Origin of the sequence: Bacillus sp. FJAT-47783 (assembly GCF_022808615.1) — a bacterium.
In the GTDB taxonomy this organism is placed as follows: domain Bacteria; phylum Bacillota; class Bacilli; order Bacillales; family Aeribacillaceae; genus Bacillus_BZ.
The window spans coordinates 104,062-123,856 of the sequence record NZ_JAKZKS010000004.1 but is presented as its reverse complement, the minus strand read 5'-3'; the positions used below and the strand labels follow the sequence as shown (position 1 = coordinate 123,856).

The following is a 19,795-nucleotide window of genomic DNA, read 5'->3' as shown; positions in this document are numbered from 1 at the left end:
GAGAAACCTAGCATAAAATTTAGTATCCAAATGAAAGCTAAATGAGGAGATACATAAAATGAATGGGAAGTGGGCTATCGTATTTTTCTTGCACAGTCTATTATGGAGCGGTTTTTCAATTATTTTACATTTTTCAACGGAGGATCATTTCATTGTGAAAATGTTGATGTCGACCATTTTTGTCTTTATTTCTTATCAAGTTTCCAAATGGTGGACAAGGAATATGAAAAAGGCGATTACCTTTACGGGCATATATATCATTAGCTACTTTTCAGCACAACAGCTGTTCCAGCTCATCATTTAATAGGTTAGAGAAAGTGGCGAGGCTTACATCTTAAGTAGTCGAACAGGTAGGATAGGGGAAAGAAAAAAGCAGCTATAGAATAGCTGCTAAATTGTAGTTGGTACAAGGTGTGAAATGATTAACTTGCTTTATCTTCTTTTTGAACCACTTTGTATTGGACAATCTTTTCTTGCCCTAATGCTTTAGCTAAGGAAATGACCATCAAGATCATAATAATCGCAAAAGGCAATGCTGCAATTATTGAAGCTCTTTGTAATGCTTGTAACCCTCCGGAATAAAGAAGGATTAAAGCCGCAGCAGATTGGATAATACCCCAAATAAATTTAATAAATCGGGATGGGTTTAAACTGCCGTTTGAAGTTTGCATACCGAGAACGAATGTCGCCGAGTCTGCAGAAGTAATAAAGAATGTGCTAATGAGCAAAATCGCAAGCCCAGATGTTATGCGTGCTAACGGGTATTTTTCTAACACGGCAAACAATGCAACTTCCATTCCTTGGTCACTCATTTGCTGTAAAATCGGGATGTTGTCAAAGTGTTCCAAAAAGACAGCGGAACCGCCAAATACAGCAAACCATAGTGCACCAAATAAAGTCGGAACGGCTAATACACCGATGACAAATTCACGAATGGTTCGTCCTTTCGATACACGTGCGATAAATGTTCCGACAAACGGAGCCCATGCAATCCACCAAGCCCAATAGAAAATGGTCCAATCTTGTACCCATGTATTTTCCGTATTAAAAGGGGTCATTCGAAAACTCATCGTTGGCAAGTTTTGAATGTACGAACCGAGTGTTGTTGTAAATAAATCCATAATAAAGTTCGTTGGTCCTGCAAAAAGTAAGAAGAAAAGCAGGGATATTGCTAAAATTACATTTATATTGCTTAAAAATTTCATCCCTTTGTTTAATCCGGTTTGAGCTGATATCATAAAGATAAACGTGACAATGATAATAATCACCATTTGTGTTGTAATAGTACTTTCAATCGAAGGGAATAAGTAGGATACTCCTCCGCTAATCTGAATCGCTCCTAGGCCAAGGGATGTTGCAACGCCAAACACTGTGGCAAAAACAGCAATACAATCAATGAAAATTCCGAGTTTGCCATTTATTCGGTTGCCGAACAATGGTCTTAAAATACTACTGACTACGCCATTTTCATTTTTTCTAAAAGTAAAGTATGCGAGTGCTAGTGCGACTACTGCATAGATTCCCCAAGGATGCAAACCCCAATGAAAAAATGAATGGGTGAGGGCAAGCTTCGCTGAATCATCTGTATAACCTTCACCAATGGGAGGACTTGAGTAATGGTACATCGGTTCAGCTACGCCCCAAAAGACAAGACCAATACCCATACCTGCACTAAAAAGCATCGCAAACCACGTTAAGTAAGAGTATTCCGGCTTTGAATCTTGTGGTCCGAGTTTAATAGACCCATATTTTGAAAATATGAGCCCAATCGCAAAGAGTAGGAAAAATGTTGCACTTAATAAGTAAAACCAACCAAATTTCTGAATAATCATCCCGTGTATATTCATTGTTACATCATCTAAATTCCAGTTTGGTAAAACCGACTTTGGAATCGATCCCCAAACAATAAAAAGCACTGAAATGATGACAGAAATAATGAACACGGGAGTAAACCTGTTTCTCATATAAATATTACCTCCTATATGATACAGGCGCAGTCACGTTCTCTAGTGTACCATTTCCGCGTCTATACGTGAAGGAAAAACTCGAATATTAAAGAAAAAGGGGAGAGCATGTTGAAGAAAAGTATGTTCATAATTCTTATTTTCTTTCTGTTTGGATGTCAGTCAGTTGAAGTGAAAGAAGAGGAACGAGCAAAAGATCCTAGAGATGTAACCGAGGAAGCGCCGTTATTAGAGGAAAAAACAAAAAATGAAGACAGAGACGAACTGAAAGTTGAAGGGGAAGAAGCTGAAGAAGTCGAAAAAGAAACATATGTAGTGGACGACAAAACTTGGATGGTGAAGCCAAGTCACAAGACAGACGTCACAAATGTTGTTCTTCTTACAATTGATGATGCACCTGATCAATATGCCGTTTTAATGGCTGAAACGTTAAAAAAGTTCAATACACCGGCGATATTTTTCGTAAATGGCCATTTCTTGCAATCGGATGAAGAGCGTCGTCAATTAAAAAAAATAGCGGATTTAGGGTTTGATATTGGAAATCATACGATGGGTCATCCGAATTTAAAAAAGTTATCTGCTGAAGAACAGCGAGATCAAATTGTTGAACTTAACGATTTAATTGAAGAGATTATTGGTGAACGTCCAAGATTTTTCCGTGCACCATTTGGCGTCAATACGGATACGAGTATGAAAGTCGCTGAAGAAGAAGACATGATCGTAATGAATTGGACTTACGGTTATGACTGGGAAAAAGACTATTTAACGAAAGACAGTATAGCAGAGATCATGGTCAATACACCTTTATTAAAAGATGGCTCTATTTTACTTATGCATGACCGACAGTGGACATATGAAGCGTTACAAACAATCGTATCGGGATTAGAAGGGAAAGGTTATACATTTTTGCATCCCGGTCAAATTGTGGAAAAATAAAATAGGGGCTGTCGGAAAAGGAGTATTTACGTCCCGGAATCTAAAAAAGTAGACCCAAAGAATGTGGATTTTACAGCATTCCTTGGGTATTACTTTTGAAGCATTATACCCTGAAATAGACTTTTTAGACCGCCACTATTTTTCACTCTTTTTCTTTACGTAGCCGCCATTTTGAAAGAATCGTCCGATTAGGTAAAAAATAGCTAAAACAAATAAGAAAATGCTCATAAAAGAAAGGAAAAATGGTACAAACGAAAAAGTTGCTCCCTTGAGTTGAAAAGGAATCGTGATCGGATATTGATTCAAATGAGCCGGGAAATCATACGGTGATTGGAAAAATGGAAAAGGTGTTCCATGATACACAACGTTATTGGATGGTGGTTGTGTGAATTTTGCTTCAAAAAGAAACGGTGTCAAAAATGTAAGGATCGTACTGAAAATAATGAGAAGAAATATCGTTTTTTTGTTCACCTTTTGGTTCCCCTTTCACCTAATAAGAAAATCAGACATGTACCATTTTACCAAGAATCGTTTCGGTGAAACAATGAGAATTTACCGTTTATAAAAATACATCGTCCGTCCATTAAATAATTGAAGTCGGCCTGCAAGTTTTTTAGCTATAAACTTACAAAGCTCAACGGCCTTTCCTTTATCTCCATATGTTGCGCGAGGCGGAAGAATACATACAATCGTATGATCATTTTCCACTCCGAAATACATTTTGGAATAGTCTTTTTGGTTGCTTGCTAATATATAATATTTATGATCAATTAATTGCAGTTTATAAGGAAAGGCGTACTCTCCATAGCCCCAGTTTAATTGTTCCCCTGTTTTTGCCGTTATTTCTTTATAGTATGTAAGTAATTGTTCAACATCTTGTAACGTAATGGTCTGTTGTACAGACTTTTCTACTAACGTAATTTTCGCTTCGTCTCTCAAAAAGCAGCACCCCTTTTTGAAAATTTAAACATCTTCTTTATATTGTATAACGGAGGAATAAGGAAGACAACTGAACGAACTATAATCGTTTGAATAATTTGAATATTCACCTCTTTTCGATTATAATAATACTATAGGGATGAATAAAGGAGGGATTTTTTATTGGTTGAAAAATTTTATGATGAAACAGAACGAGTGAATGTCCGTTTCGTCGGATTTACAACAAATGATGTTCGTTTTGATTTTGGTATCGTCTTTACGCATATGTTTTTCGGTAAGCCTCTTGTTATTTGTATGCAAACGGGTCGATCCGCACTCCTTGATATGAAGGATCTAGAAGATGTTGAACACCTCCAGCATTTATTCCGTATCGATTCATTAGAACAAGCCTCAGAACTTGCAGACTTCTTATCACATACACTTCCGATTATTCCATTTGAAACACAATATGAATAGAGGAACCTGACGTGTAGCGTCAGGTTTTATCTTTTTAACAGAAAATACAGTCATGTCATTTTTATGAATATCACTATTAATAATAAACAAAAAAACAATTGTGACATACAATTTAGGCTTGACGGATTCAATGTGACATATTATTATAGAATTAACAAATCATTAATCGCTTTCATTATTAAAAAACGAAAAGGGGAAATGGAAAATGGGAACAATTGTATGTCAACAATGTAACCACACAATTGATGTTTTTGAAGATGAAAAAGTGACGACTTTGTACGGAAAATGCAATCAATGCGATTGTAATCAAGAAAACCACGTTCAAGAAAAATAGTTTATGTGAATGGGAGAAATACAAAGGGGTTATTTTTATATAGTAAATGGGAAGCATGTGCTTAAATGGCACATGCTTATTTTTTAAGAAATTGGCAAATATCGAGGGTAGGTAAGTACAAATCGGAATAAGTACGTCCAATTATGAAAAAGGTTAGCACATTTTCCGCATTGTGCTAACCTTTTTTCTTATTTAATCGCTTTATGTTCCTTTATTACGCGTAAAAATTTTAGCGTTTGATCTTCTGGGCCTTGTACAGGCAAACCGGCTTCTAAGTTTTTTTGAATATACGTTAAGTTTTCTTCCGTGATGATTTCACCTGGGATAAATATTGGAATTCCTGGTGGGTAAACCATAATGAATTCAGCAATAATTCGTCCTGCTGATTGTTCAAGCGGTACGACTTCCGTTTCGGCATAAAACGCATCGCGCGGTGTAAGTGCTAAAACAGGAATGTCTGGAAGAAGAACGGACGGTTTAACACTTTTATTTGCTTGATGTTTAAACTGATCGGATAACGCTTTTAAGGCATTTACTAAAATCGTCGTTTCATGTTCTGTATCACCTGGAGTAATAATACAGAGAATATTGTATAAATCTGAAAGCTCGACTTCGATTTGGTAATGTTCTCTAAGCCAAACTTCAACATCGTAGCCGGTTAATCCGAGGTCTTTCACCGATATAATGAGTTTTGTCGGATCGTAATCATAAGTAGCTTTTGATCCGACAATTTCATCACCAATACAATATAAATGGTCAATTTGATTAATCGCATGTCTCGTTTTATTTGCAAGTTGGATCGCACGCTCGATCAGCTCATGTCCAATCGTTGCGAGCTGCTTTCTTGCCGTATCTAACGATGCTAGCAATAAATAGGATGTTGAAGTCGTTGTTAACATACTTAATATCGCTTGGACACGTTGTGCGGACACAAGACCTTCTTTTACGTTTAAAATGGAGCTTTGTGTCATCGATCCACCAAGCTTATGAACACTTGTTGCTGCCATATCCGCACCTGCTTGCATCGCTGAAAGGGGCAAATCTTCATGGAAATGAATGTGTACACCATGTGCTTCATCGACTAACACTGGAACGCCATAAGAATGAGCGAGTTCAACAATAACTTGCAAGTCAGCGGAAATGCCAAAATAAGTTGGGTTAATGACAAGCAGTCCTTTTGCATCTGGGTTTTGTTTTAATGCTTTTTTAACAGAATCAATTGTAATCCCGTGGGATATCCCTAAATCTTTATCAACCTCTGGATGAATAAAAATAGGAATTGCACCGGAAAACACAATTGCCGACATAACGGATTTATGGACATTTCTCGGAACAATAATTTTATCGCCAGGTCCGCAAACTGTCATCACCATTGTCATAATGGCACCGCTCGTTCCTTGAACAGAGAAAAAAGTATAATCAGCGCCGAAAGCCTCCGCCGCTAACTCTTGCGCTTCTTTAATAATTCCATGCGGGGAATGAAGGTCATCTAATGGCCCTATATTAATTTGGTCGATCGCTAACGCATTATGGCCGATAAATTCACGGAATTCCGGTAAGACTCCAGCACCTTTTTTATGACCGGGTATATGAAACTGAATCGGATTTTTTTGAACATGATTTAATAATCCAGTAAATAATGGTGTTTCATGTTGAGACAATTCGTTTTCCCACCTTTATTATGCAAATTAATACAAAAAAATTCATATACAATAAAACAAATGAATTATAGCACTTTCCATATTTTTTGCAAAGAAGTATTTTTCATAAGTATTTAAGCAGGATTGATCGTGATTTGTACCGAAATGGTACGGAGAAAGGAGAAGGATTAACATGTGGGAAACAAAAGTAACGGAATTATTAAATATTGAATACCCGATAATACAAGGAGGATTAGCATACTTAGCTTATGCCGATTTAGCAGCAGCTGTTAGCAATGCAGGAGGATTAGGACAAATTACCGCTATGTCATTAGAAAGTCCTGAAAAGCTTCGTCAAGAAATTCGAAAGGTTCGAGAAAAAACGACGAAACCATTTGGGGTGAACTTTGCGATTGGGCAACACGGACGTCCCTATTCCCATATGGTCGACGTGGCTATTGAAGAAAAGGTACCGGTTATTTCTGTTACGGGCGGAAATCCATCTCCGCTTTTTGAACAGCTTGAAGGAGTGGATGTGAAAAAGCTCGTTCTCGTTGCAGCAAGAAGGCAAGCGGAAAAAGCCGAGCAGTTAGGAGCTGACGCTGTCATGGTTGTCGGTCAAGAAGGTGGGGGTCATTTAGGCAAGCACGATATCGGCACATTTGTCCTTATTCCTCAAGTCGTAGATGCTGTATCAATCCCGGTGATTGCTTCTGGTGGAATTGGTGATGGCCAAGGGCTTATGGCGGCTTTTGCTCTCGGTGCTGAAGGGATCGAAATGGGAACGAGATTTATCGCGACAAAAGAATGTATCCACGCACATCCACTCTACAAGGAAGCGCTCGTTAATGGTGATGAAACGGATACAGTTGTTATCAAAAGGTCGATTGGTGCACCTGCTCGTGCGATTCATAACGTGTGGACAGAAAAAATATTAGAAATGGAAGCGCAGTCAGGAACTTATGAAGATTTGAAATCACTTATTAGCGGTGAAGTAAACAAAAAGTTCATTTATGATGGTAAAATAGATGAAGGCTTTGCCTGGGCTGGACAAGTGATGGGGCGAATCAAAGACGTTCCATCTGTCGCTCAGTTGTTTGAACGAATCTTAAATGAAGCACATGAGATTCGTTCTAAGTGGTCATGTTAAAGGCAAAGCTCAAAATCGTGAATATGGAGTGAACGAAATGGACTATTCATACCCAATTTCTCATGATTGGTCAACGCAAGAAGTAATCGATGTCATTAAATTTTTTGAGTATGTTGAAAAAGCATATGAAAAAGGGATTAAAAGAGAAGATATGCTCACTGTTTACCGTCGATTCAAAGAAATCGTTCCGAGTAAATCGGAAGAAAAGAAGATGTTCGCTGAATTTCAAGAAGAGAGCAGTTATTCTTCCTACCACGTTGTGAAAAAAGCACGGGAATCAGAAGACGGTACATGGATTAAAATGTCATAATCGTACATAAAAGCGAAAGCGCCTTGTTCAGCCTCAGACAAAAATGTCCTACGACGAAAAGGCGCTTTTTGCCTTTATCAAAATGGTATAAATGATGGTGATAGTATAAAGAAGGACAGTTCAAGAAAGTTGGACTGTCCTTTTGTTTGCTGTATTCTGCTAAATGAAGGTGAAATAGTATATTAGAATTGTAGAAAAGCATGAAACAAAAAGGGTAAATGCAAAGTCAAAGTTCTTCTCAAAAATTCACGCTCAAATGAAACCTTAAACTACTTTCATACGTATAATAGAGAGAAATCTTATAAATAAAATGCATTTTGACGGATAAAAAGTCATGATGTCGAATCTCATTCATATGATAATTTATATAAAGGTATTAATTGTTTAAACGTTTCTCTTGCGAATTCCATAAAAGCTTCTGGATTTTGTAAAATAGGGTCATCAGCCATCACTTTACGTCCGATAAGAAGTTCACCTTTTTTCACATCAAAAAATCGCTCAAGCGTTTTTTGTAGTCCATCTTCTGTCATTGGAATTGCTTCATTTTTCGTATGATCTTTAGAAATCATGAAGTCACTTGGAATCGTCTCTTTCACGACATCAATGTTTTCGAGAAACTTTTTAGCAATTTCTTTTTTGTTCGGTGCTTCGTAAATATAGGCTAGCCATAAGAATACATGATCGTCCCAAAGCCCTAGCTGAAAATGTGGATGTTGTTTGTAACCGCGTTTATTTGCACTAATGGCAAGCCAAGTATCTTTCGGTGGATTTTTCGTTCTTCTAGCATGTTTTGCAATATGTAAAAACATTTCATTCCCAATTTCAACAGATAAGTCATCTACTAGAATTTCCCCAATTGCATGAAACTTAGGCTGGATTCGTTTTTGGATTGCGTCCATTCTAGCTTCAAGACCTTCAATTGTAAATGTTTGAAAATCACTCTTAAAAAACCCTGTAAATTCCAAAGCTCTCGCCTACCTTTCTGAAATGCATCTCATTCATTTCTTGTGCTGTTCATTTTGGACAACGTATCGATGAAAAAAACTTACTATGAATCGAGGAATTCAAAACACATTTTATCACAAATGAATTTTTCGTTTAAATAGTACGTTCTAAATGGTAGGAGAGAAGAAAATAGGTAGTAGCACAAATTTTCAATGGATGTACCCTCGATATTTAATTTTTCATACGATATAGAAACATACATTAGCGTTTTAGTTTTTTAGGGGATAACGTGAAAAAAAGATGAAAGGGGAGAAGAAACAGTGAAACAGGTGATAAGGGGAAATCAAAAATACGATAAACAAAACAGATTAAATGTTGTTCGGCTAGAATTGGATTATGAATTAGCTACTTTGTTTGATGCGATGAATGAAAAAAATGTTGAAAAGAAAAAAGAATGTATAAAAAAATTAGAAAGGCTCCGTAATGAATGGATACGATTAACAAAATAGTGTACCTAACGAACCTTCAGAAAAAAGGTTCGTTTTTTCCGAGCGATACATATACATACAAATACTTGATTTTGAACAAAATCATAAAGTATCCTAATATAAATGACCGGTACATAGAAAGTAGGGGTAGTATGACAAATTGGCAAGAAATAGACCGAAAAGCGAAGGAATGGGTAAGACAAGCAGGTAAAAAAATACGCAGTTCCTTTAGTGAAAAATTGTCTATACATACGAAGTCTAATCCTAATGATTTAGTGACAAATATGGATCGAGACGTTGAGAAATTTTTTTGTGAGAACATTCGACATACATACCCTCATCATAAAATTTTAGGTGAAGAAGGAGCAGGGCACGATATTCAAGCATTGGAAGGGATTGTTTGGATTATTGATCCGATTGACGGGACGATGAACTTTGTTCACCAGCAACGAAATTTTTGTATATCCGTTGGAATTTATGAAAATGGGATAGGGAAAATTGGCCTTATTTATGATGTTGTTCATGACGAGCTGTACCATGCAATGAAAGGAAAGGGGGCATATCTCAATGACACACCCATTCCAAAGCTACCAACAAATATTACACTTGAACAAGCAATTTTAGCACTGAATCCCACGTGGGTAATAGAAAACAACCGTATTGACCCCTCCATTTTATCACCGCTCGTTCGAAGAGTTCGTGGAACGAGATCGTTCGGCTCAGCTGCATTGGAATTTGCCTATATCGCGACAGGTAGACTAGACGGGTATATTACGATGCGATTGTCACCTTGGGATATTGCAGCAGGTATTGTCATCGTAGAAGAAGTAGGCGGGATTACAACAACATTAGATGGGAAACCGATTGATTTTCTAAAAGAGTCTAGTGTGTTTGTAGCCAATCCGGTTATTCATCAAACCGTCATGAAAGAATATATTGAGGGGAAATATAAACCTTAAAAAACATTCTAAAAAGTCCATATTTGGATAAAATAGTCCAAAATGAAGACCCAGAGAATGCTGAAAAATCAACATTCTTTGGGTCTATCTTTTTAGATTTCGGGACGTAAATACTATTTTTCGGATAGTCCCTTTAAAGTAGTCCTTTTTCACGCAGCTTTTTCTTATAAGAAAATCCGACTCCAAATATAGCAACGACTCCGATGACAGAAAAAATGAGGCCGACGATACTTTTTGCTCCGATGGAAAAACCGATAAAAACGATAAATAGTGCCCCTAATGTAGCGAGCAGTAGAAAAAAACCTTTTCCATTTGACATATGGAACATCTCCTTATGTATGATTTCCTTTAGTTTAACGGAAAATATTCTTCTTTTCCATAACGATATGATATAATATCTTAGGTTTATTTTAAATTTTAGGAGATGACATTGTGAAACGAAGAAACGACTTACGAAATATTGCGATTATCGCTCACGTTGACCATGGGAAAACAACTTTAGTTGATCAGTTATTACATCAATCGGGAACGTTTCGTGAAAATGAACAAGTAGCGGAACGCGCGATGGATTCAAACGATTTAGAGCGTGAACGTGGGATTACGATTTTAGCTAAAAATACAGCGATTCAATATAAAGACACGAGAATTAACATCCTTGATACACCAGGGCATGCAGACTTTGGTGGAGAAGTCGAACGTATTATGAAGATGGTTGATGGTGTTCTTTTAGTTGTCGATGCCTACGAAGGGTGCATGCCGCAAACTCGCTTCGTTTTGAAAAAAGCGTTAGAACAAAACTTAACACCTATTGTTGTCGTGAACAAAATCGACCGTGACTTTGCTCGACCAGCTGAAGTCATTGATGAAGTGTTAGAGTTATTTATTGAGCTTGATGCAAATGATGACCAGCTTGAGTTTCCAGTCATCTATGCGTCTGCATTAAATGGAACGGCAAGTGCAGATCCAAACCCAGAAAGTCAAGAAGAAAATATGCAATCGTTATTTGATGCGATCGTTGAGCATATTCCTTCTCCAATTGACAATAGTGAAGAGCCGTTACAATTCCAAGTTGCGCTTCTTGATTATAACGATTATGTTGGCCGTATCGGAATTGGTCGCGTCTTCCGGGGTACGATGAAAGTTGGCGAGCAAGTGTCGTTAATGAAGTTAGATGGATCTGTGAAAAACTTCCGCGTGACGAAAATGTTCGGTTTCCAAGGTTTAAAACGTGTTGAAATCGAAGAAGCGAAAGCGGGTGACCTTATTGCGGTTTCAGGTATGGAAGATATCAATGTAGGGGAAACGGTTTGTCCGGTTGATCATCCTGATCCACTGCCTGTATTACGCATTGATGAGCCGACACTTCAAATGACGTTTTTAGTTAATAATAGTCCATTTGCGGGGCGTGAAGGAAAATATGTAACAGCAAGGAAAATTGAAGAGCGGCTTGAGCAGCAATTGCAAACAGATGTTAGCTTGCGCGTTGATCCGACGGAATCACCCGATGCTTGGGTTGTTTCTGGTCGCGGGGAACTTCATTTATCCATTTTAATCGAAAATATGCGACGAGAAGGCTTTGAACTGCAAGTGTCAAAACCAGAAGTGATCGTAAAAGAAGTTGATGGGATTCGCTCTGAGCCTGTCGAACGTGTCCAAATTGATGTACCGGAAGAATATACGGGGGCTGTAATGGAGTCACTTGGTGCTAGAAAAGGGGAAATGGTCGATATGATCAATAACGGAAACGGCCAAGTTCGCCTAATCTTCACGGTGCCATCTCGAGGTTTAATCGGCTACTCGACTGAATTTATGTCGATTACACGTGGTTATGGAATTTTAAACCATACATTTGATAGCTACCAACCGATGCAAAAAGGTCAAGTAGGTGGCAGACGTCAAGGTGTTTTAATTTCAATGGAAAATGGTAAAGCTTCTTCTTATGGTATTCAAGGGGTAGAAGACCGTGGTACAATTTTTGTAGAACCGGGAACGGAAGTGTACGCTGGAATGATCGTTGGTGAGCATACACGTGAAAACGACCTTGTCGTGAATATTTGTAAAGTAAAACAACAAACGAACATTCGCTCAGCAACGAAAGAACAAACAGTCGGGATGAAAAAGCCACGTATTATGTCATTAGAAGAAGCGTTAGAATACTTAAACGAAGATGAGTATTGTGAAGTAACGCCGCAATCGATTCGTTTACGAAAGAAAATATTAGACAAAAATGAGCGCGAAAAAATGGCGAAAAAGAAAAAGTTAGCAGAAAAAGCGTAAAAGATGAACTGGGGGTGAAGAAATGCCGGACGTTCAACAAAGGTTATCCTTTTTTGCAAGTCTTTATCGAGTCGATGAACAGCCTGAATTCGGAATGTGGATGCTTTATTTGACGATATTCGTTTTATCTATCGTCGTGTATAAACTAGGATTTGCTAAAAAACTGCCTCTATTAAAATCTGCGGTTATTTATATCTTTTTAGCATTAGGATGTACTGTACTTTCCTTTTTAGGAATTTTTCTCCCTGTTGCCGAAGGGCTTGTTGTAGCGGCATTAATTCTAATTATTTACAAAGTTCGATTATACCGTGCTAAAAAGGAGGAAGCTGAGGCGAAATCATGAGATCGTTACAAGATACGATATTCAATTGGTTGACGATTAAGCTTGTATTGGAAAGACGACCTCATGACAAAGCTGCAGAAGAAACGTATCAACTTTTTACGTCCATTCTTTTAGAAGACCATTCTGTTTCAAATATTGACGTAATCAAAAAAGATGATGATATGTATGTTGTAAATTTCATGAAAGGACATGAAAAGCAATCATACCGCTTTCCAACAGAACTTGCGGAAATGCTCATTACACAAATCGAATCAGAACCAGAAAAATATTAGGAAAAATGATAAAGCCCTTCAGTCTTTGCTGAAGGGCTTTGAGTTACCTGTTTTAATTCACGACCAATGTTCTTCCGTTTTTTTATCACGATACAACTTAAAGTTTCCCGATTCAATTCGTTTATTTGTTCTTGTTGCAATTCGTTCATGACATTTTTCACACATATATGTATGGATCGGACGATTTCGCAATCTTTTCGCTAGTAATGTTTCATCATGAATGGTATTTATTTTATCACAAAGCACACATTTTACTCTCATCTTCATTCAAACCTTTCTTAAAGGGCTTTCAATCGAAGTATACCATGTTTCTTTCTTATACACTAAATAATTTTTTTATTGAAAAAATTCATATAATACATGTATGATGGAAGTAAGGAAGTTGTAGGAGGTGGAATCATGGCAAATAAAGTGGAAACAACGTTAATTGAACCTTTATTTGAAAGTCTACAACAAGAACGATATGTAACGGTTGCAACGATTGATCATGAAACAGGGGCACCGAATGTTTCGGCTATTTCTTGGGTTTATGCGCCAGATCGTGAGCGTGTTTATTTTGCTGTGGACAATCGTTCACGTATTGTTGAGAATATTCAAAAACACCCGGCAACAGTTATTACATTATGGGCAAATGAATCTACATACTCCATTGTCGGTCACGCGCATGTAAAAGTTGAAAAGCTCGACGACGTTCCGTTAAAGCTTGCTTTACTTGAGTTATCGATTTCTGAAGTTCGAGATGTCATGTTCTATGGCTCGAAAATTTCTGTTGCGCCTTCGTATGAAAAAACATACGATGAAAAAGCGGCTGCTCGCCTTGACAAACAAGTATTAGAAGCGATGAAAAAAGCTTAGTACGCACATATGCGGACTAAGCTTTTTATGTTCTACTCTTTCATTTGATCGTTTGATTGATCCTGCTGTTCCTTTTCCAGTTGTTGTTCTTGATCATTTTGTAATTGATCATTATTTTGATTTGTTGGCTGTTTTTCTTGATTGTCGATTATATCGCTCGGTATATCTGGCATGACTCGTCCGACAATGGCCGCTAATTCATCTAAAATGCCGCCGATCGGTCTGCCATCTTGAATACTGGCAGCCATGCTCTTAATTCGTTCATTCGTATCCGGATCGGCAATCACAACAGCATTCGCACCGTAAGGATCTTTTTTTAACGTTTCAGCTACGGAATATTTAACCGATTCGACTTTTGAACGATCGAGCGTTCCTGCGACATCAATGCCGACTACAGCATATTGACCTAATACAACGGCTGTTGCACTTTCAACTTCTTTATTCCGTTTTGCTAAATCAACTAAATGTCGAGCAATTTGTTGTCCCGTTTTCCGATCCACCTTTTCTTGAACAGAGTCTTTTACTGTAATGACCTTTGTTTTATATTCATCTGGAACATCACCACGAGCATTCTCGTTTGCAGAGCATCCGTGAAGGGAGGTGATACAAATGATCGTAGCTATGATTAAAAATCGCATAATGACACTCCTTCCTTAGAAGCGGTTTTATAAATATTGTTCAATAAACCTTCTATCTTTATGCACAAATACATATATTTTAGCAATAATGGACTTTTCCAAGCTTTAAAGCATTTGGATGCACTGCCAAATTTATTCGGAGCAGGAGGCGAAAGATTGGGTAAGGTCTACGTGTTAGATACAAATGTATTGTTACAAGATCCCAATGCTATCTATTCCTTTCAAAATAATGAAGTTGTGATTCCAGCCGTTGTTTTAGAAGAAGTCGATTCAAAAAAACGGTATATGGATGAAATTGGGCGCAATGCACGTCAAGTATCAAAAATCATTGATCGAATGCGTGAACTAGGTCGGCTTCATGAAAAAATCCCATTACCAAATGGTGGCACGCTTCGAATTGAATTGAATCATCGATCATTCCATCAACTACAAGACATTTTTGTTGAAAAAACGAATGATAATCGAATATTAGCAGTAGCGAAAAACTTATCCCTAGAGGAAGAAGCGAAAGAAAACGGAAAAACCGTTATTATCGTTAGTAAAGACGCGCTCGTTCGCGTAAAAGCAGACGCTATTGGATTAGTGTCGGAAGACTTTTTGAGCGATCGGGTCGTTGAAGTGGATCACATTTACACTGGCTTTTTAGACCTTTACATAAGCGGTGAGAATTTAAGCCGCTTTTATGAAAAGAATGAGCTCGTGTTATCGGAAATTACGAATCATCCATTTTATCCAAATCAGTTTATCGTGATGAAAGATGCTTTAGGCGGTTCAGCATCGGCCATTGGCATTGTCGATAAAACAGGAAAGTGCGTAAAGCGTCTCGTATTTGACTACGACCACATTTGGGGAATTAAGCCAAGAAATGTCCAACAAACGATGGCCTTTGAATTATTAATGCGAAGAGACTTATCACTCATCACGTTAATTGGAAAAGCTGGTACAGGAAAAACATTGTTAGCATTAGCGGCCGGTCTCATGCAAACAGAAGATTTAGGAGAGTATAAAAAGCTCCTTGTTGCCCGACCAATCGTACCTGTCGGGAAAGATATCGGCTTTTTGCCAGGAGAAAAGCAAGAAAAATTAAGGCCGTGGATGCAACCGATATTTGATAATTTAGAGTTTTTATTTAATACAAAAAAACCGGGAGAATTAGATGCCATTTTAGCCGGAATGGGCTCCATCGAAGTGGAAGCATTAACATATATTCGCGGCAGAAGTATACCAGATCAGTTCATTATAATTGATGAAGCGCAAAATTTAACGAAACATGAAGTGAAAACAATTTTAACAAGGGTAGGGGAACGAAGTAAAATTGTCTTAATGGGAGATCCTGCCCAAATTGACCATCCTTATTTAGATGAATACAATAACGGCTTAACATATGTAGTCGAAAAATTTAAAGAACAGGCCATTGCAGGGCATGTGAAGCTCATTAAAGGAGAGCGTTCTGGACTAGCACAACTTGCGGCAGATTTATTATAATGTCAAAAAAGCTGTCTAACGATCAAAAATGTTCGTATAGACAGCTTTTTTTGTATTAACACTATTCAACGACGATGGCTTCTACGTTTTTAATCGGATCTTTTCGGTTTGATCCATCTTGATAATAAACGTGAACAGGCCCGTCTTCTTTTAATGGCTTACCATTAAGGCTAAATGCAAGGATCGCTTGTTTTGCTTTTTCCATTGGAACTTCTACATTTCCACTCGTTGTTTGAAAAATGACTTTTGATGCGTCTTCTGTTGGGCTTGCATTTTGTAGAAAGGGTGCTAAATTCATCCCAAATGAACCAGTGAGTATTTTTTCCTTCTCAAATTTTCGTTCTGTTTTTAACGTAGGGGGAAATACAGCTCCTTCACGTATTTCACGTTCCCAATGTTTAGCCGTATTTTCAATATACGCTAATTCCTCATCTTCTGATTGTTCATGTAGGTCAAAATATGTATCTAAATCGATTCTCCGATCATCAAAAATCCAAACGCCAGGGTCTAGTGTAATCGTATATTTGACCTTCCCTTTTACTGGAATAATCCCTTTCATGTTCTTACCCTCCAAACAAAAATTAACATTGTAAATGGTACTGTCTACAAGTATAAGTGCTTTCCTGAATTTTGTCACATCTATTAAGCTATACTAATTCATATTTGGAATAGATGAAACGGAAAAAATATTCGATGATTCATGAAAAGAACCAATAATAGGGGGTAACGATATGCTGTGTAAGACGAATCAAGAGCTTCTTCAATACGTAATAGAAGCCAAAAAGAAAACAAGCTTTGGAAAGGTGGCGAATTACATACCAGCGCTAGCGGATGCCAATCAAGATGATTTATCTGTTGCTATTTTTTCAATCGAAGGCGAATGTGTAAAAGCGGGAGACGTGCAAACAACCTTCACATTACAAAGTGTTTCAAAAGTTTTATCATTAGCTCTTGTCCTAATGGATCATGGGGAAGAATATGTGTTTAATCGAGTGGGGATGGAGCCGACAGGAGATCCGTTTCATTCAATTGCAAAGCTTGAAACCGTTAAACCGTCAAAACCACTTAACCCGATGATTAATGCTGGGGCATTAGCCGTCACGAATATGATTAAAGGAAAAGATAGCAAAGAAAAATTAGAGCGATTAATCACCTTTATTCAATTATTAACGAATAATGACCATGTTACATATTGTGAAAAGGTGGCACAATCTGAGTTTGAGACATCTTGGTTAAACAGATCGATGTGCTATTTTTTAAAGGAGCATCGGATCATTGAGGACGATGTTGAAGCATTAATGGACGTTTATACGAAACAATGCGCGATTGAAATGAATTGTGTAGATTTAGCTAAAATCGGGAGTGTATTTGCTTTAAATGGTGTTCATCCTGAAACAGGTCAACAAGTCATTCCGAAAGATATTGCAAGACTTTGTAAAACTTTCATGGTGACATGCGGGATGTATAATGCTTCTGGTGAATTTGCGATTAAAGTCGGAATCCCGGCGAAAAGTGGGGTTTCAGGAGCCATACTAGGGGTTGTCCCAAATCGATACGGGATAGGTGTTTTCGGTCCTTCATTAGATGGGCGCGGTAACAGTATTGCAGGTATTTATTTGCTGGAATTGATCTCTTCTACTTATTCATTAAGCATTTTTTAATAAAATAGGACATATACATGATGATGATAAAGAAACGAAAAAATAATGATTCGAAAAAGAGCTTCATCAATTGTGAAGGATTTCTTGCATTTTTCTACTATTCCCATTAATATTAATTAATAGAATAGATCATCGCGCACCAGATCGGAGGGATTAATTTGGCGTCTGAGACTGCGATTGACCACCGTGAAAAAGCGTTAGCACTTCTTAAAGCAGATGCTGATAAAATAATGAAACTTATTAAAGTCCAAATGGACAACTTAACGATGCCGCAATGTCCTCTTTATGAAGAGGTTTTAGATACACAAATGTTCGGGTTATCGAGGGAAATTGATTTTGCTGTACGATTAGGTCTAATAGACGGAGCGGAAGGTAAATCGTTATTGGATACGCTTGAACAAGAACTGTCAGCATTGCATGAGGCATTTATGAAAAAATAAGGAAGAACTCAAACCATATCGGGTGGTTTGAGTTTTTTTGTAAAATAAGAACTTCAATCATGTTAAAAAAATCACAAGGGTTGATGAAGTTTTCGTTGTCCAGCGAAAGCCGATTTTCCCCTCGGGGTAAAAACGTGACGCCATCAAGGCAAAAAGCGCCTTTTTGTCGTGCCGATCAAGCGCCCTGCGCTTTTCTTGCCATACATATTTTCTTAAAATTCTTTACATTTTTATAAATAGCATTGTATGAATACTAAAATCCGATTATAATGATAAGAAATCTACTATTAAACGTACCTATAAATGATCGAATTATGGTGACATCTGAACGATTTTCATTAGAATCTAAAAGGTGATACCCATTTAAATGCGAAATAATAGTACAATAAAGTCATCACGAACTACATAGAGATAAGGAAGATGATAGATGATAAAAAAAGTGATGAAATCCTACGATTATTCGCTCATTCTTGCCATCTTTTTATTGTGCGGATTTGGATTAATAATGATTTATAGTTCAAGTATGATTAACGCTGCTGCTTATTATAATAAACCGACCGATTTTTTCTTTAAAAGACAGCTATACGCTATTTTAATCGGTACGATCGCATTTTTGTTTACAATGTTTTTTCCTTATCGTGCTTATTTAAACGGTAAGTTTTTACGAATATTATTTTTCGGATCGTTAGGCGTATTAGCACTACTATTTGTATTTGGACATGTTGCAGGGGGAGCGCAAAGCTGGTTTAAATTATTTGGACGAGCTATGCAGCCTGGGGAATTTGTAAAACTAAGCGTCATCCTATACTTAGCGGCAGTATACGAAAAAAAACAATCTTATATAAATGAATTTGGAAAAGGTACTTTGCCACCAGTCGTTTTTACTGTTTTAATTTGCGTACTTGTTATTCTCCAACCGGATGTCGGAACAGCTTTTATCATTGCTATGATTGCGAGTACAATGATTATTTGTTCCGGAATGAGTATGAAAAACATGCTTAAACTCATTATACTTGCCGTCTTTATTGTCGTGTTATTAAGCCCGCTTATTATTTGGAAGGCTGATTCCATTTTTAACTCAGCTCGTTTATCCCGTTTTGATGGGTTTACTGAGCCTTTTGCAAATGAACAAAAATCCGGATACCAATTGGTGAATTCGTATATTGCTATTGGTTCTGGCGGTTTGAGTGGTTTAGGATTAGGGGAAAGTGTTCAAAAGTATGGCTATTTACCAGAGGCGCATACCGATTTTATAATGGCTGTCATCGCAGAAGAATTAGGGATATTGGGTGTTTCCTTCGTTCTAATTTTATTAGCGTTCATTGTATTTAAAGGGTTCGCTATCGCAAGGAAATGTGAAGATGCCTTTGGAACCCTTATCGCCATCGGAATATCGAGCATGATTGCCATTCAAACGTTCATTAATCTCGGAGGTTTAACCGGATTGATTCCGATTACAGGGGTTACACTGCCTTTTATTAGCTACGGAGGCTCTTCGTTGTTATTACTTTTATTATCGATGGGCATTTTAGTAAATGTGTCTATGTTTATTAATTTTCGTGAGAAAAAAGAGAAAAAAGCCAATGTTCACCCTTCTCTTTCGTCAAATAAAGGTTATACAATTTAAAAAAAGTATGTCACATTAATTGCGTTAGTGTTATACTTTTAATAAAATATGTTATATCATTTCTTTCACTAAATGA

General features: G+C 37.4%; 25 protein-coding genes. 16 read left to right on the top strand and 9 right to left on the bottom strand.

Annotated features, from left to right (window positions below; genetic code table 11):
- Positions 1-58 precede the first annotated feature (58 nt).
- A complete protein-coding gene (locus MLD65_RS05410) occupies positions 59-304 on the top strand; it encodes a hypothetical protein (protein ID WP_243290859.1) in 246 nt (81 codons plus the stop codon).
- A gap of 118 nt (positions 305-422) precedes the next feature.
- On the opposite strand, the gene MLD65_RS05405 is transcribed toward MLD65_RS05410, so the two are convergent.
- Positions 423-1,964 (bottom strand): glycine betaine uptake BCCT transporter, encoded by a 1,542-nt coding sequence (locus MLD65_RS05405; RefSeq protein WP_243290858.1) that lies wholly within the window; start codon positions 1,962-1,964, stop codon positions 423-425.
- A gap of 108 nt (positions 1,965-2,072) precedes the next feature.
- Here MLD65_RS05405 and MLD65_RS05400 point away from each other — a divergent pair, with 108 nt between their 5' ends.
- Positions 2,073-2,900 carry a polysaccharide deacetylase family protein gene (locus MLD65_RS05400; RefSeq protein ID WP_243290857.1) on the top strand — a complete coding sequence of 276 codons (828 nt, stop codon included), beginning with the start codon at positions 2,073-2,075 and terminating at the stop codon, positions 2,898-2,900.
- Between the two features lie 135 nt (positions 2,901-3,035).
- Here the strand turns inward: MLD65_RS05400 and MLD65_RS05395 are convergent, their stop codons facing one another.
- The gene (locus MLD65_RS05395) at positions 3,036-3,371 is read right to left on the bottom strand and encodes a hypothetical protein (protein WP_243290856.1); all 336 of its coding nucleotides are present in this window, start codon (positions 3,369-3,371) and stop codon (positions 3,036-3,038) included.
- Between the two features lie 81 nt (positions 3,372-3,452).
- Entirely contained in the window at positions 3,453-3,839 is a 387-nt protein-coding gene (locus MLD65_RS05390; RefSeq protein ID WP_243290855.1) for a DUF1885 family protein, read from the bottom strand.
- Positions 3,840-4,001: 162 nt separating this feature from the next.
- Between MLD65_RS05390 and MLD65_RS05385 the strand changes: the two genes are divergently transcribed.
- Both MLD65_RS05385 and MLD65_RS05380 read left to right on the top strand, forming a co-directional pair.
- Positions 4,002-4,295 carry a DUF3055 domain-containing protein gene (locus MLD65_RS05385; RefSeq protein WP_243290854.1) on the top strand — a complete coding sequence of 98 codons (294 nt, stop codon included), beginning with the start codon at positions 4,002-4,004 and terminating at the stop codon, positions 4,293-4,295.
- A gap of 205 nt (positions 4,296-4,500) precedes the next feature.
- Complete coding sequence (locus tag MLD65_RS05380; protein WP_243290853.1) at positions 4,501-4,629, top strand: GapA-binding peptide SR1P; 129 nt, start codon at positions 4,501-4,503, stop codon at positions 4,627-4,629.
- Between the two features lie 188 nt (positions 4,630-4,817).
- Here MLD65_RS05380 and MLD65_RS05375 read toward each other — a convergent pair whose 3' ends face one another.
- Positions 4,818-6,290: an aminotransferase class I/II-fold pyridoxal phosphate-dependent enzyme gene (locus MLD65_RS05375; protein WP_243290852.1), complete on the bottom strand. Its 1,473-nt coding sequence runs from the start codon at positions 6,288-6,290 to the stop codon at positions 4,818-4,820.
- Between the two features lie 172 nt (positions 6,291-6,462).
- On the opposite strand from MLD65_RS05375, the gene MLD65_RS05370 reads away from it, so the two are divergent.
- Positions 6,463-7,419 carry an NAD(P)H-dependent flavin oxidoreductase gene (locus MLD65_RS05370; protein WP_243290851.1) on the top strand — a complete coding sequence of 319 codons (957 nt, stop codon included), beginning with the start codon at positions 6,463-6,465 and terminating at the stop codon, positions 7,417-7,419.
- A gap of 37 nt (positions 7,420-7,456) precedes the next feature.
- Positions 7,457-7,729 (top strand): UPF0223 family protein, encoded by a 273-nt coding sequence (locus tag MLD65_RS05365; RefSeq protein ID WP_243290850.1) that lies wholly within the window; start codon positions 7,457-7,459, stop codon positions 7,727-7,729.
- 347 nt (positions 7,730-8,076) lie between these two features.
- Here MLD65_RS05365 and MLD65_RS05360 read toward each other — a convergent pair whose 3' ends face one another.
- A complete protein-coding gene (locus tag MLD65_RS05360; protein ID WP_243290849.1) occupies positions 8,077-8,694 on the bottom strand; it encodes a YktB family protein in 618 nt (205 codons plus the stop codon).
- 300 nt (positions 8,695-8,994) lie between these two features.
- Here MLD65_RS05360 and MLD65_RS05355 point away from each other — a divergent pair, with 300 nt between their 5' ends.
- Together MLD65_RS05355 and MLD65_RS05350 are read left to right on the top strand one after the other, a co-directional pair.
- Entirely contained in the window at positions 8,995-9,183 is a 189-nt protein-coding gene (locus MLD65_RS05355) for a hypothetical protein (RefSeq protein ID WP_243290848.1), read from the top strand.
- Positions 9,184-9,314: 131 nt separating this feature from the next.
- Entirely contained in the window at positions 9,315-10,121 is an 807-nt protein-coding gene (locus MLD65_RS05350) for an inositol monophosphatase family protein (RefSeq protein WP_243290847.1), read from the top strand.
- A 133-nt stretch (positions 10,122-10,254) separates the two neighbouring features.
- Here MLD65_RS05350 and MLD65_RS05345 read toward each other — a convergent pair whose 3' ends face one another.
- Complete coding sequence (locus tag MLD65_RS05345; RefSeq protein WP_243290846.1) at positions 10,255-10,440, bottom strand: DUF5325 family protein; 186 nt, start codon at positions 10,438-10,440, stop codon at positions 10,255-10,257.
- A 113-nt stretch (positions 10,441-10,553) separates the two neighbouring features.
- Here MLD65_RS05345 and typA point away from each other — a divergent pair, with 113 nt between their 5' ends.
- The 3 genes from typA to MLD65_RS05330 are packed head-to-tail and all read left to right on the top strand — an operon-like array spanning position 10,554 to position 13,013.
- A complete protein-coding gene (typA, locus tag MLD65_RS05340) occupies positions 10,554-12,398 on the top strand; it encodes a translational GTPase TypA (protein ID WP_243290845.1) in 1,845 nt (614 codons plus the stop codon).
- Between the two features lie 22 nt (positions 12,399-12,420).
- Positions 12,421-12,741 (top strand): YlaH-like family protein, encoded by a 321-nt coding sequence (locus MLD65_RS05335; RefSeq protein ID WP_243290844.1) that lies wholly within the window; start codon positions 12,421-12,423, stop codon positions 12,739-12,741.
- Complete coding sequence (locus MLD65_RS05330) at positions 12,738-13,013, top strand: hypothetical protein (protein WP_243290843.1); 276 nt, start codon at positions 12,738-12,740, stop codon at positions 13,011-13,013. Before MLD65_RS05335 ends, MLD65_RS05330 begins: the two co-directional genes overlap by 4 nt.
- Positions 13,014-13,070: 57 nt before the next feature.
- Here the strand turns inward: MLD65_RS05330 and MLD65_RS05325 are convergent, their stop codons facing one another.
- Positions 13,071-13,274: a YlaI family protein gene (locus tag MLD65_RS05325; RefSeq protein ID WP_243290842.1), complete on the bottom strand. Its 204-nt coding sequence runs from the start codon at positions 13,272-13,274 to the stop codon at positions 13,071-13,073.
- A 138-nt stretch (positions 13,275-13,412) separates the two neighbouring features.
- On the opposite strand from MLD65_RS05325, the gene MLD65_RS05320 reads away from it, so the two are divergent.
- Positions 13,413-13,868 (top strand): pyridoxamine 5'-phosphate oxidase family protein, encoded by a 456-nt coding sequence (locus tag MLD65_RS05320; protein ID WP_243290841.1) that lies wholly within the window; start codon positions 13,413-13,415, stop codon positions 13,866-13,868.
- A gap of 32 nt (positions 13,869-13,900) precedes the next feature.
- Here MLD65_RS05320 and MLD65_RS05315 read toward each other — a convergent pair whose 3' ends face one another.
- Positions 13,901-14,506, bottom strand: a complete 606-nt coding sequence (locus tag MLD65_RS05315; RefSeq protein WP_243290840.1) for a YhcN/YlaJ family sporulation lipoprotein — start codon at positions 14,504-14,506, stop codon at positions 13,901-13,903.
- Between the two features lie 156 nt (positions 14,507-14,662).
- On the opposite strand from MLD65_RS05315, the gene MLD65_RS05310 reads away from it, so the two are divergent.
- The gene (locus MLD65_RS05310) at positions 14,663-15,991 is read left to right on the top strand and encodes a PhoH family protein (RefSeq protein WP_243290839.1); all 1,329 of its coding nucleotides are present in this window, start codon (positions 14,663-14,665) and stop codon (positions 15,989-15,991) included.
- Positions 15,992-16,052: 61 nt separating this feature from the next.
- Here MLD65_RS05310 and MLD65_RS05305 read toward each other — a convergent pair whose 3' ends face one another.
- Positions 16,053-16,550: a peptidyl-prolyl cis-trans isomerase gene (locus MLD65_RS05305; protein ID WP_243290838.1), complete on the bottom strand. Its 498-nt coding sequence runs from the start codon at positions 16,548-16,550 to the stop codon at positions 16,053-16,055.
- Positions 16,551-16,722: 172 nt separating this feature from the next.
- Between MLD65_RS05305 and glsA the strand changes: the two genes are divergently transcribed.
- The 3 genes from glsA to MLD65_RS05290 all read left to right on the top strand — a co-directional run bounded on the left by glsA (position 16,723) and on the right by MLD65_RS05290 (position 19,719).
- Positions 16,723-17,652, top strand: coding sequence for a glutaminase A (gene glsA / locus MLD65_RS05300; RefSeq protein WP_243290837.1), 930 nt, complete (start codon positions 16,723-16,725; stop codon positions 17,650-17,652).
- A 158-nt stretch (positions 17,653-17,810) separates the two neighbouring features.
- The gene (locus tag MLD65_RS05295; RefSeq protein WP_243290836.1) at positions 17,811-18,092 is read left to right on the top strand and encodes an Fpa/YlaN family protein; all 282 of its coding nucleotides are present in this window, start codon (positions 17,811-17,813) and stop codon (positions 18,090-18,092) included.
- Between the two features lie 427 nt (positions 18,093-18,519).
- Entirely contained in the window at positions 18,520-19,719 is a 1,200-nt protein-coding gene (locus MLD65_RS05290; RefSeq protein ID WP_243290835.1) for an FtsW/RodA/SpoVE family cell cycle protein, read from the top strand.
- The last annotated feature ends 76 nt before the right edge of the window (positions 19,720-19,795 follow it).

Excerpts from the sequence above, each read along its gene's own strand:
- MLD65_RS05410 (WP_243290859.1), top strand. The coding sequence starts at position 59 with ATGAATGGGAAGTGGGCTATCGTATTTTTCTTGCACAGTCTATTATGG.
- MLD65_RS05405 (WP_243290858.1), bottom strand. The coding sequence starts at position 1,964 with ATGAGAAACAGGTTTACTCCCGTGTTCATTATTTCTGTCATCATTTCA.
- MLD65_RS05400 (WP_243290857.1), top strand. The coding sequence starts at position 2,073 with ATGTTGAAGAAAAGTATGTTCATAATTCTTATTTTCTTTCTGTTTGGA.
- MLD65_RS05380 (WP_243290853.1), top strand. The coding sequence starts at position 4,501 with ATGGGAACAATTGTATGTCAACAATGTAACCACACAATTGATGTTTTT.
- MLD65_RS05370 (WP_243290851.1), top strand. The coding sequence starts at position 6,463 with ATGTGGGAAACAAAAGTAACGGAATTATTAAATATTGAATACCCGATA.
- MLD65_RS05365 (WP_243290850.1), top strand. The coding sequence starts at position 7,457 with ATGGACTATTCATACCCAATTTCTCATGATTGGTCAACGCAAGAAGTA.
- MLD65_RS05350 (WP_243290847.1), top strand. The coding sequence starts at position 9,315 with ATGACAAATTGGCAAGAAATAGACCGAAAAGCGAAGGAATGGGTAAGA.
- MLD65_RS05345 (WP_243290846.1), bottom strand. The coding sequence starts at position 10,440 with ATGTCAAATGGAAAAGGTTTTTTTCTACTGCTCGCTACATTAGGGGCA.
- MLD65_RS05335 (WP_243290844.1), top strand. The coding sequence starts at position 12,421 with ATGCCGGACGTTCAACAAAGGTTATCCTTTTTTGCAAGTCTTTATCGA.
- MLD65_RS05330 (WP_243290843.1), top strand. The coding sequence starts at position 12,738 with ATGAGATCGTTACAAGATACGATATTCAATTGGTTGACGATTAAGCTT.
- MLD65_RS05325 (WP_243290842.1), bottom strand. The coding sequence starts at position 13,274 with ATGAGAGTAAAATGTGTGCTTTGTGATAAAATAAATACCATTCATGAT.
- MLD65_RS05320 (WP_243290841.1), top strand. The coding sequence starts at position 13,413 with ATGGCAAATAAAGTGGAAACAACGTTAATTGAACCTTTATTTGAAAGT.
- MLD65_RS05315 (WP_243290840.1), bottom strand. The coding sequence starts at position 14,506 with ATGCGATTTTTAATCATAGCTACGATCATTTGTATCACCTCCCTTCAC.
- MLD65_RS05305 (WP_243290838.1), bottom strand. The coding sequence starts at position 16,550 with ATGAAAGGGATTATTCCAGTAAAAGGGAAGGTCAAATATACGATTACA.
- glsA (WP_243290837.1), top strand. The coding sequence starts at position 16,723 with ATGCTGTGTAAGACGAATCAAGAGCTTCTTCAATACGTAATAGAAGCC.
- MLD65_RS05290 (WP_243290835.1), top strand. The coding sequence starts at position 18,520 with ATGATAAAAAAAGTGATGAAATCCTACGATTATTCGCTCATTCTTGCC.